This window comes from Shigella sp. SIG6, from assembly GCF_053555815.1.
This window is the reverse complement of record NZ_JBQZXC010000117.1, coordinates 1-10,818: the sequence shown is the minus strand read 5'-3', so window position 1 is coordinate 10,818 and position 10,818 is coordinate 1. Positions and strand designations below refer to the sequence as shown.

Genomic DNA, 10,818 nt, shown 5'->3' with positions numbered 1-10,818 from the left:
CACTGTCGTTCTCAAAATCGGTGGAGCTGCATGACAAGGTCATCGGGCATTATCTGAATATAAAACACTATCAGTAAGTTGGAGTCATTACCCAGAAATTGAACAAAAAATGTTACAGCACACGCCGATCAGACGTCTGGGCCAACCGCAAGATATTGCTAACGCGGCGCTGTTCCTTTGCTCGCCTGCAGCCAGCTGGGTAAGCGGACAAATTCTCACCGTCTCCGGTGGTGGGGTACAGGAGCTCAATTAATACACTAACGAACCGGTAAACGGTCGTATGTGTTGTTTACCGGGATAGCGTGTGCAATTCATCAACGTCTCTGCTAAACAACTGGCAGCTAAATCACGGCTATTGGTTAACCAATTGCTGGGTGAAAAGTATACGAATAGAGTGTACCTTCGCACTATTCAACAGCAATGATAGGCGCTCACCTGACAACGCGGTAAACTAGTTATTCACGCTAACTATAATGGTTTAATGATGGATAACATGCAGACTGAAGCACAACCGACACGGACCCGGATCCTCAATGCTGCCAGAGAGATTTTTTCAGAAAATGGATTTCACAGTGCCTCGATGAAAGCCATCTGTAAATCTTGCGCCATTAGTCCTGGGACGCTCTATCACCATTTCATCTCCAAAGAAGCCTTGATTCAGGCGATTATCTTACAGGACCAGGAGAGGGCGCTGGCTCGTTTCCGGGAACCGATTGAAGGGATTCATTTTGTTGACTATATGGTCGAGTCTATTGTCTCTCTCACCCATGAAGCCTTTGGGCAACGGGCGCTGGTGGTCGAAATTATGGCGGAAGGGATGCGTAACCCACAGGTCGCCGCCATGCTTAAAAATAAGCATATGACGATCACTGAATTTGTTGCCCAGCGGATGCGTGATGCCCAGCAAAAAGGCGAGATAAGCCCAGACATCAACACGGCAATGACTTCACGTTTACTGCTGGATCTGACCTACGGTGTACTGGCCGATATCGAAGCGGAAGACCTGGCGCGTGAAGCGTCGTTTGCTCAGGGATTACGCGCGATGATTGGCGGTATATTAACCGCATCCTGATCCTCTCATTTCGCGGGCTGGTGATAACTGTGCCCGCGTTTCATATCGTAATTTCTCTGTGCAAAAATTATCCTCCCCGTGTTCGGAGAATTCCCCCCCAAAATATTCACCGTAGCCATATGTCATGAGAGTTTATCGTTCCCAATACTCTCGAACGAACGTTCGATTGCTTATTTTATGGCTTCTGTCAACGCTGTTTTAAAGATTAATGCGATCCATATCACGCTGTGGGTATTGCAGTTTTTGGTTTTTTGATCGCGGTGTCAGTTCTTTTTATTTCCATTTCTCTTCCATGGGTTTCTCACAGATAACTGTGTGCAACACAGAATTGGTTAACTAATCAGATTAAAGGTTGACCAGTATTTTTATCTTAATGAGGAGTCCCTTATGTTACGTCCTGTAGAAACCCCAACCCGTGAAATCAAAAAACTCGACGGCCTGTGGGCATTCAGTCTGGATCGCGAAAACTGTGGAATTGATCAGCGTTGGTGGGAAAGCGTGTTACAAGAAAGCCGGGCAATTGCTGTGCCAGGCAGTTTTAACGATCAGTTCGCCGATGCAGATATTCGTAATTATGTGGGCAACGTCTGGTATCAGCGCGAAGTCTTTATACCGAAAGGTTGGGCAGGCCAGCGTATCGTGCTGCGTTTCGATGCGGTCACTCATTACGGCAAAGTGTGGGTCAATAATCAGGAAGTGATGGAGCATCAGGGCGGCTATACGCCATTTGAAGCCGATGTCACGCCGTATGTTATTGCCGGGAAAAGTGTACGTATCACCGTTTGTGTGAACAACGAACTGAACTGGCAGACTATCCCGCCGGGAATGGTGATTACCGACGAAAACGGCAAGAAAAAGCAGTCTTACTTCCATGATTTCTTTAACTATGCCGGGATCCATCGCAGCGTAATGCTCTACACCACGCCGAACACCTGGGTGGACGATATCACCGTGGTGACGCATGTCGCGCAAGACTGTAACCACGCGTCTGTTGACTGGCAGGTGGTGGCCAATGGTGATATCAGCGTTGAACTGCGTGATGCGGATCAACAGGTGGTTGCAACTGGACAAGGCACCAGCGGGACTTTGCAAGTGGTGAATCCGCACCTCTGGCAACCGGGTGAAGGTTATCTCTATGAACTGTGCGTCACAGCCAAAAGCCAGACAGAGTGTGATATCTACCCGCTGCGCGTCGGCATCCGGTCAGTGGCAGTGAAGGGCGAACAGTTCCTGATTAACCACAAACCGTTCTACTTTACTGGCTTTGGTCGTCATGAAGATGCGGATTTGCGAGGCAAAGGATTCGATAACGTGCTGATGGTGCACGATCACGCATTAATGGACTGGATTGGGGCCAACTCCTACCGTACCTCGCATTACCCTTACGCTGAAGAGATGCTCGACTGGGCAGATGAACATGGCATCGTGGTGATTGATGAAACTGCAGCTGTCGGCTTTAACCTCTCTTTAGGCATTGGTTTCGAAGCGGGCAACAAGCCGAAAGAACTGTACAGCGAAGAGGCTGTCAACGGGGAAACTCAGCAGGCGCACTTACAGGCGATTAAAGAGCTGATAGCGCGTGACAAAAACCACCCAAGCGTGGTGATGTGGAGTATTGCCAACGAACCGGATACCCGTCCGCAAGGTGCACGGGAATATTTCGCGCCACTGGCGGAAGCAACGCGTAAACTCGACCCGACGCGTCCGATCACCTGCGTCAATGTAATGTTCTGCGACGCTCACACCGATACCATCAGCGATCTCTTTGATGTGCTGTGCCTGAACCGTTATTACGGTTGGTATGTCCAAAGCGGCGATTTGGAAACGGCAGAGAAGGTACTGGAAAAAGAACTGCTGGCCTGGCAGGAGAAACTGCATCAGCCGATTATCATCACCGAATACGGCGTGGATACGTTAGCCGGCCTGCACTCAATGTACACCGACATGTGGAGTGAAGAGTATCAGTGTGCATGGCTGGATATGTATCACCGCGTCTTTGATCGCGTCAGCGCCGTCGTCGGTGAACAGGTATGGAATTTCGCCGATTTTGCGACCTCGCAAGGCATATTGCGCGTTGGCGGTAACAAGAAAGGGATCTTCACTCGCGACCGCAAACCGAAGTCGGCGGCTTTTCTGCTGCAAAAACGCTGGACTGGCATGAACTTCGGTGAAAAACCGCAGCAGGGAGGCAAACAATGAATCAACAACTCTCCTGGCGCACCATCGTCGGCTACAGCCTCGGTGACGTCGCCAATAACTTCGCCTTCGCAATGGGGGCGCTCTTCCTATTGAGTTACTACACCGACGTCGCTGGCGTCGGTGCCGCTGCGGCAGGCACCATGCTGTTACTGGTGCGGGTATTCGATGCCTTCGCCGACGTCTTTGCCGGACGAGTGGTGGACAGTGTGAATACCCGCTGGGGAAAATTCCGCCCGTTTTTACTCTTCGGTACTGCGCCGTTAATGATCTTCAGCGTGCTGGTATTCTGGGTACCGACCGACTGGAGCCATGGTAGCAAAGTGGTGTATGCATATTTGACCTACATGGGCCTCGGGCTTTGCTACAGCCTGGTGAATATTCCTTATGGTTCACTTGCTACCGCGATGACCCAACAACCACAATCTCGCGCCCGTCTGGGCGCGGCTCGTGGGATTGCCGCTTCATTGACCTTTGTATGCCTGGCATTTCTGATAGGACCGAGCATTAAGAACTCCAGCCCGGAAGAGATGGTGTCGGTATACCATTTCTGGACGATTGTGCTGGCGATTGCCGGAATGGTGCTTTACTTCATCTGCTTCAAATCGACGCGTGAAAATGTGGTACGTATCGTGGCGCAGCCGTCATTGAAGATCAGTTTGCAAACCCTGAAACGGAATCGCCCGCTGTTTATGTTGTGCATCGGTGCGCTGTGTGTGCTGATTTCGACCTTCGCGGTCAGCGCCTCGTCGTTGTTCTACGTGCGCTATGTGTTAAATGATACCGGGCTGTTCACTGTGCTGGTACTGGTGCAAAACCTGGTTGGTACTGTGGCATCGGCACCGCTTGTGCCGGGGATGGTCGCGAGGATCGGTAAAAAGAATACCTTCCTGATTGGCGCTTTGCTGGGAACCTGCGGTTATCTGCTATTCTTCTGGGTTTCCGTCTGGTCACTGCCGGTGGCGTTGGTTGCGTTGGCCATCGCTTCAATTGGTCAGGGCGTTACTATGACTGTGATGTGGGCACTGGAAGCTGATACCGTAGAATACGGTGAATACCTGACCGGCGTGCGAATTGAAGGGCTCACCTATTCACTATTCTCATTTACCCGTAAATGCGGTCAGGCAATCGGAGGTTCAATTCCTGCCTTTATTTTGGGATTAAGCGGATATATCGCCAATCAGGTGTAAACGCCGGAAGTTATTATGGGCATCCGCACATCAATTGCCTTAGTACCTTGCGGATTTATGCTACTGGCATTCGTTATTATCTGGTTTTATCCGCTCACGGATAAAAAATTCAAAGAAATCGTGGTTGAAATTGATAATCGTAAAAAAGTGCAGCAGCAATTAATCAGCGATATCACTAATTAATATTCAATAAAAATAATCAGAACATCAAAGGTGCAACTATGAGAAAAATAGTGGCCATGGCCGTTATTTGCCTGACGGCTGCCTCTGGCCTTACCTCTGCTTACGCGGCGCAACTGGCTGACGATGAAGCGGGACTACGCATCAGACTGAAAAACGAATTGCGCAGGGCTGATAAGCCCAGTGCTGGCGCGGGAAGAGATATTTACGCATGGGTACAGGGAGGATTGCTCGATTTCAATAGTGGTTATTATTCCAATATTATTGGCGTTGAAGGCGGAGCGTATTATGTTTATAAATTAGGTGCTCGTGCTGATATGAGTACCCGGTGGTATCTTGATGGTGATAAAAGTTTTGGCTTTGCCCTGGGGGCAGTAAAAATAAAACCCAGTGAAAATAGCCTGCTTAAATTAGGTCGCTTCGGGACGGATTATAGTTATGGTAGCTTACCTTATCGTATTCCGTTAATGGCTGGCAGTTCGCAACGTACATTACCGACAGTTTCTGAAGGAGCATTAGGTTATTGGGCTTTAACGCCAAATATTGATCTGTGGGGAATGTGGCGTTCACGAGTATTTTTATGGACTGATTCAACAACCGGTATTCGTGATGAAGGGGTGTATAACAGCCAGACGGGAAAATACGATAAACATCGCGCACGTTCTTTTTTAGCCGCCAGTTGGCATGATGATACCAGTCGCTATTCTCTGGGGGCATCGGTACAGAAAGATGTTTCCAATCAGATACAAAGTATTCTCGAGAAAAGCATACCGCTCGACCCGAATTATACGTTGAAAGGGGAGTTGCTCGGCTTTTACGCGCAGCTCGAAGGTTTAAGTCGTAATACCAGCCAGCCCAATGAAACGGCGTTGGTTAGTGGACAATTGACCTGGAATGCGCCGTGGGGAAGCGTATTTGGCAGTGGTGGTTATTTGCGCCATGCAATGAATGGTGCCGTGGTGGATACCGATATTGGCTATCCCTTTTCATTAAGTCTTGATCGTAACCGTGAAGGAATGCAGTCCTGGCAATTAGGTGTCAACTACCGTGTAACTCCGCAATTTACGCTGACATTTGCACCGATTGTGACTCGCGGCTATGAATCCAGTAAACGAGATGTGCGGATTGAAGGAGCGGGTATCTTAGGTGGTATGAACTATCGGGTCAGCGAAGGGCCGTTACAAGGGATGAATTTCTTTCTTGCTGCCGATAAAGGGCGGGAAAAGCGCGATGGCAGTACGCTGGGCGATCGCCTGAATTACTGGGATGTGAAAATGAGTATTCAGTATGACTTTATGCTGAAGTAAGAAATAACGCCGGAGAGAAAAACCTCCGGCGTTTCAGATTGTTGACAAAGTGCGCGTTTTTTATGCCGGATGCGGCGTAAACGCCTTATCCAGCCTACAAAAACTCATAAATTCAAAGTGTTGCAGGAAAAGGTAGGCCTGATAAGCGTAGCGCATCAGGCAATCTCTGGTTTGTTTTCAGATGAAAACGCCGGAGTGAAAATTCTCCGGCGTTTTGGCCGTGAATTACTGCTGCGGAATTGCCGGTACAGCCGGAACGTTAAGAGCTGGCATCGCAAAAATGCCAACAAAATCTTCTAACGACATTTTCTGCCCATTTAACGTTATCTGACCGTTAGCATATTGCAGGCTGGTGGTGATGGTATTGTCCTGCAAGGTGGTCAGACGGAACATCTGCCCCATTGCTGATGCACCTTCAACTTGCTGTTTCGCCAGTTTTTTCGCTTGATCTTCCTGATAACCTTCCAGCTTCGCTACCTGAGTCATCAACTCAGTTGCCATATCCACCGGAATGGTCAGTTTCGCATCCAGAGATTTAACCGAACGATCTACTTCCTGCGCCAGCGTTTGCGGCGCTTCTTTAGTCGTTGCCGGATCTTTCAGGAACAGCGACAGATTCAGCGCACTTTCACCCTGACTGTTTTTCCAGCTTAGCGGCGCGATAGTAATCACCGGATCGCCTTTCAACATCAGCGGCAGGGCGCTAAAGAAGGCTTCCGTCACTTTCTCCTGATAAAGTTCGGGATTGTTGGCAATTTCTGGCTGTGCCAGCAGCGCCTGAGTTTGCGCGTTATATTGCTGGCTAAACTGATGCCAGGCTTCACCATCAATCTGGCCGACTTTTAAAGTCAGCTTGCCGCTGCCCAGATCCTGATTCTGTACCTTCAGGCTGTTTAGCGAGTAATCCAGTTGGCTATTGATCGTTTTACCGTCATTGACCAGATCCGATTTACCGCTGATCTCCATGCCTTCCAGCAGTGCCAGTTCTTTGCCTTCCACTGAAATGGTCATTTTTTCCAGTGACAGTTTTTGGTTTCCTACGCGCTCACCAAAACTTCCCAGCGTGCTGGAACCGTCGGTTTTCAGATTATTAAAGGTCAACTGCACTTTCTGGTTGTATTCGTTAACTGCGTCTATCCGACCACTTTGCGCCTCCCCGGAAAGGGAGATGGCTTTGCCGTCTCTGTCAGCATTTAACTGGAACTCGCCGCCGCTAAAGGCGACTTTTTCATCCTTTTGCTCGTAATTCAGTGGATTGAGCGAAATATCGGAACTGGAATCACCGCTGTAACCAATGCGCGAGTTAATCTCAAAAGGCGTTTCACCTTTTGCCATATCAAACAGTGGTTTGCTTACTTCGTTATTAACCAGCGTGGTTTGAATTGATGCCATCGACGGGATCAGGTTCAGTTTTTTAAACTGGGCAAGCGGGAAGGGACCATGATCAACCGATTCGTTGAAGATGACGCTCTGACCGCTTTTAATCCACGGATTTTCTTTCCCGGCAATGGGTTTCACCAACAGTTGCAACTGGCTGCTGAATACGCCGCGATGATAGTTTTGATAACTCACTTCCAGGTTGGATTCAGGAGCTGTCAGTTTGAGTTGCGCGTTCGCCTGCGCGACCATGTCTTCGAGATGGGTTTCAATCTTCTTGCCTGTATACCATGCGCCGCCTGTCCAGACTACGCCTAGCGCAACAATGACGCCTACCGCTACCAGCGATTTATTCATAATGATTATCCATAAAATGAAATCAGGCGGACTGGCCGCCTGAAGGTGTTATAAGCCTTTAATAAGCTTAGCAAGAGATGTTAATTTTTTCAGTAAGCTCTTACAGCTTGTTGTAAACACGCGCTAAACGGCCGTGGCCTTTGACAGTCACCGGTGATTCGTTGGCGGCAATAAACGCTGATTCACCCGGTTTAAGCTGTAACTGCTGAGAACCTTTCCACAACGTTGCATCGCCTTCGACGCAGAACAAAATGGCGGCACTCTGCTGGCTGATGGTGGTTTCTTTATCACTAAGGTCATGCAGCGAGAAGGCAAAATCATCCACAGGAATCGGGAAGTCCAGTTCTGCACCTTGTTTCACCGGCTGGGTCAACAACTGGTTAGCCGGTTTGGCTTCGAATTTCACATTGGCAACCAGTTCCGGAATATCAATGTATTTAGGCGTCAGACCTGCACGCAGCACGTTATCGGAGTTCGCCATCACTTCCAACGCCACGCCTTGCAGGTAAGCGTGCGGTGTTTCAGCGAACAGGAACATCGCTTCGCCAGGATTCAATTTCACCACATTCAGTAACAGCGGGGAGAACAGGCCGCTGTCTTCCGGGTAAAATTCAGAAATTAAACGAATCGTTTGCCACGGTTCACCCTGCTGACTGTCGAGCGCCGATTTTAAAATCGCCAGCGCGCGGGATTTTTCTTCACCCTGCATATTCAACAGGTTGGCGAACAGTTCGCTTAAACGTTCGGCATGTGGCTGTTGTAAAAAGTGAGCAATCGCTGGATGTGCACCGGCGACCGGCTGGAGTAGGGAGACAATCTCGGAAAATTCACGAAACGCGTTCATCGCAAGGAAAGGCGTCAGCGCAAAAACCAGCTCCGGCTTGTGGTTAGGATCTTTATAGTTACGCTCGGCGGCATCCATCGGGATACCTGCGGCATTTTCTTTGGCAAAACCGATTTCAGAATTGTGTTTGTTTGGATGAACCTGAATGGAGAGTGGCTGTGCTGCGCATAATACTTTGAACAGGAAAGGCAGTTCGCCAAAGCGTTTGGCAACGGCCTCTCCGAGCAGAGTCGATTTATCACTCTCAATCACATCACGCAGTGAAACGATATCTCCGGCGGCATTCTGCACTCGTGAACTGCTTTTCGGATGTGCGCCCATCCACAGCTCGGCCATCGGCTGGCTGGACGGATTTTCCATACCATAAAGTTCAGTCAACGCCGTTTTGCTACCCCAGGCATAGTTTTGCACTGAGTTAATGAGTTTTTGCATGATCAATCCCTGTTTTAATGTGGAAATTAATCCCGCTATTAAAGCAAGAATCCTACGGTAAGTAACCTGGAGCCGCAAAAAGTCGTACTAGTCTCAGTTTTTGTTAAAAAACTGTGTAGGATATTGTTACTCGCTTTTAACAGGGCAACGGAACACCCGCCCAGAGCATAACCAAACCAGGCAGTAAGTGAGAGAACAATGTCAAACAAACCCTTTCATTATCAGTCTCCTTTTCCACTCAAAAAAGATGATACTGAGTATTACCTGCTAACCAGTGAACACGTTAGCGTATCTGAATTTGAAGGGCAGGAGATTTTGAAAGTCGCACCCGAAGCGTTAACTCTGTTGGCGCGTCAGGCGTTTCATGATGCGTCGTTTATGCTGCGTCCGGCTCACCAACAACAGGTGGCCGACATTCTGCGTGACCCGGAGGCCAGCGAAAATGATAAATATGTGGCGCTGCAATTCCTGCGTAACTCCGACATCGCGGCGAAAGGTGTTCTGCCAACCTGTCAGGATACCGGCACCGCGATTATTTTTGGTAAAAAAGGGCAGCGTGTATGGACCGGTGGTGGTGATGAAGCGGCGCTGGCGCGCGGTGTCTATAACACTTATATCGAAGATAATCTGCGCTACTCGCAAAACGCGCCGCTGGATATGTATAAAGAAGTGAATACCGGCACCAATCTGCCAGCGCAGATCGATCTTTATGCCGTTGATGGCGACGAATACAAATTCCTCTGTATCGCAAAAGGTGGTGGTTCGGCAAACAAGACGTATCTCTATCAGGAAACCAAAGCGTTACTGACGCCGGGGAAACTGAAAAATTACCTGGTTGAGAAGATGCGCACGCTGGGTACCGCGGCCTGTCCTCCGTATCATATTGCGTTCGTTATTGGTGGAACTTCTGCAGAAACGAACCTTAAAACGGTGAAACTGGCTTCCGCGAAATACTATGATGAACTGCCAACGGAAGGGAATGAGCACGGTCAGGCGTTCCGCGATGTGGAACTGGAAAAAGAATTACTGATCGAAGCGCAAAATCTCGGTCTGGGTGCGCAGTTTGGTGGTAAATACTTCGCTCACGACATCCGCGTGATTCGCCTGCCACGTCACGGCGCATCCTGTCCGGTTGGTATGGGTGTTTCCTGCTCTGCTGACCGTAATATCAAAGCGAAGATCAACCGTCAGGGGGTCTGGATCGAAAAACTGGAACATAATCCAGGTAAATATATCCCTGAAGAGCTGCGTAAAGCGGGAGAAGGCGAAGCGGTGCGCGTTGACCTTAACCGTCCGATGAAAGAGATCCTCGCACAGTTGTCGCAGTATCCCGTTTCTACACGCTTATCGCTTAACGGCACGATTATCGTTGGTCGTGATATTGCTCACGCCAAACTGAAAGAGCGGATGGATAACGGTGAAGGGCTGCCGCAATACATTAAAGATCATCCGATTTACTACGCGGGTCCGGCCAAAACGCCGGAAGGTTATGCCTCCGGTTCTCTTGGCCCAACGACCGCCGGACGGATGGATTCTTATGTCGATCAACTGCAAGCGCAGGGCGGAAGTATGATCATGCTGGCGAAAGGCAACCGCAGCCAGCAGGTGACGGATGCCTGTAAAAAACACGGCGGCTTCTACCTTGGCAGTATCGGTGGTCCGGCCGCTGTATTGGCGCAGGGAAGTATTAAGAGCCTGGAATGTGTTGAATATCCGGAACTGGGAATGGAAGCCATCTGGAAAATTGAAGTGGAAGATTTCCCGGCGTTTATCCTTGTGGATGATAAAGGAAATGACTTCTTCCAGCAGATACAACTCACACAGTGCACTCGCTGTGTGAAATAAACAGAGCCGCCCTTCGGG

At 49.3% G+C, this 10,818-nt stretch carries 7 protein-coding genes and 2 pseudogenes; 7 read left to right on the top strand and 2 right to left on the bottom strand.

All coding sequences use genetic code 11. The features are described from left to right. The 6 genes and pseudogenes from ACUU1M_RS16060 to uidC all read left to right on the top strand — a co-directional run. Nucleotides 1-77, top strand: a 77-nt coding sequence (locus ACUU1M_RS16060) for an IS1 family transposase (RefSeq protein ID WP_033802282.1), incomplete at its 5' end; no start/stop codon positions are given. Between the two features lie 14 nt (nucleotides 78-91). Further along, a pseudogene (locus ACUU1M_RS16055) lies at nucleotides 92-253 on the top strand (SDR family oxidoreductase); the annotation flags it as partial. A 228-nt stretch (nucleotides 254-481) separates the two neighbouring features. After that, nucleotides 482-1,072, top strand: coding sequence for a DNA-binding transcriptional regulator UidR (gene uidR / locus ACUU1M_RS16050; protein ID WP_000969092.1), 591 nt, complete (start codon nucleotides 482-484; stop codon nucleotides 1,070-1,072). A gap of 387 nt (nucleotides 1,073-1,459) precedes the next feature. Next, nucleotides 1,460-3,271, top strand: a complete 1,812-nt coding sequence (uidA, locus tag ACUU1M_RS16045; RefSeq protein WP_000945935.1) for a beta-glucuronidase — start codon at nucleotides 1,460-1,462, stop codon at nucleotides 3,269-3,271. Then, nucleotides 3,268-4,641 (top strand): annotated as a pseudogene (uidB, locus tag ACUU1M_RS16040) (glucuronide transporter). Before uidA ends, uidB begins: the two are co-directional and overlap by 4 nt. Before the next feature lie 38 nt (nucleotides 4,642-4,679). Beyond that, nucleotides 4,680-5,945 carry a glucuronide uptake porin UidC gene (gene uidC / locus ACUU1M_RS16035; RefSeq protein WP_001227028.1) on the top strand — a complete coding sequence of 422 codons (1,266 nt, stop codon included), beginning with the start codon at nucleotides 4,680-4,682 and terminating at the stop codon, nucleotides 5,943-5,945. A gap of 225 nt (nucleotides 5,946-6,170) precedes the next feature. Here uidC and ACUU1M_RS16030 read toward each other — a convergent pair whose 3' ends face one another. Both ACUU1M_RS16030 and manA read right to left on the bottom strand, forming a co-directional pair. Then, complete coding sequence (locus ACUU1M_RS16030) at nucleotides 6,171-7,679, bottom strand: YdgA family protein (protein ID WP_152029013.1); 1,509 nt, start codon at nucleotides 7,677-7,679, stop codon at nucleotides 6,171-6,173. 100 nt (nucleotides 7,680-7,779) lie between these two features. Next, entirely contained in the window at nucleotides 7,780-8,955 is a 1,176-nt protein-coding gene (gene manA, locus ACUU1M_RS16025; protein ID WP_001170669.1) for a mannose-6-phosphate isomerase, read from the bottom strand. Nucleotides 8,956-9,153: 198 nt separating this feature from the next. Between manA and fumB the strand changes: the two genes are divergently transcribed. Next, complete coding sequence (fumB, locus tag ACUU1M_RS16020) at nucleotides 9,154-10,800, top strand: class I fumarate hydratase (RefSeq protein WP_000066659.1); 1,647 nt, start codon at nucleotides 9,154-9,156, stop codon at nucleotides 10,798-10,800. Nucleotides 10,801-10,818: the final 18 nt, after the last annotated feature.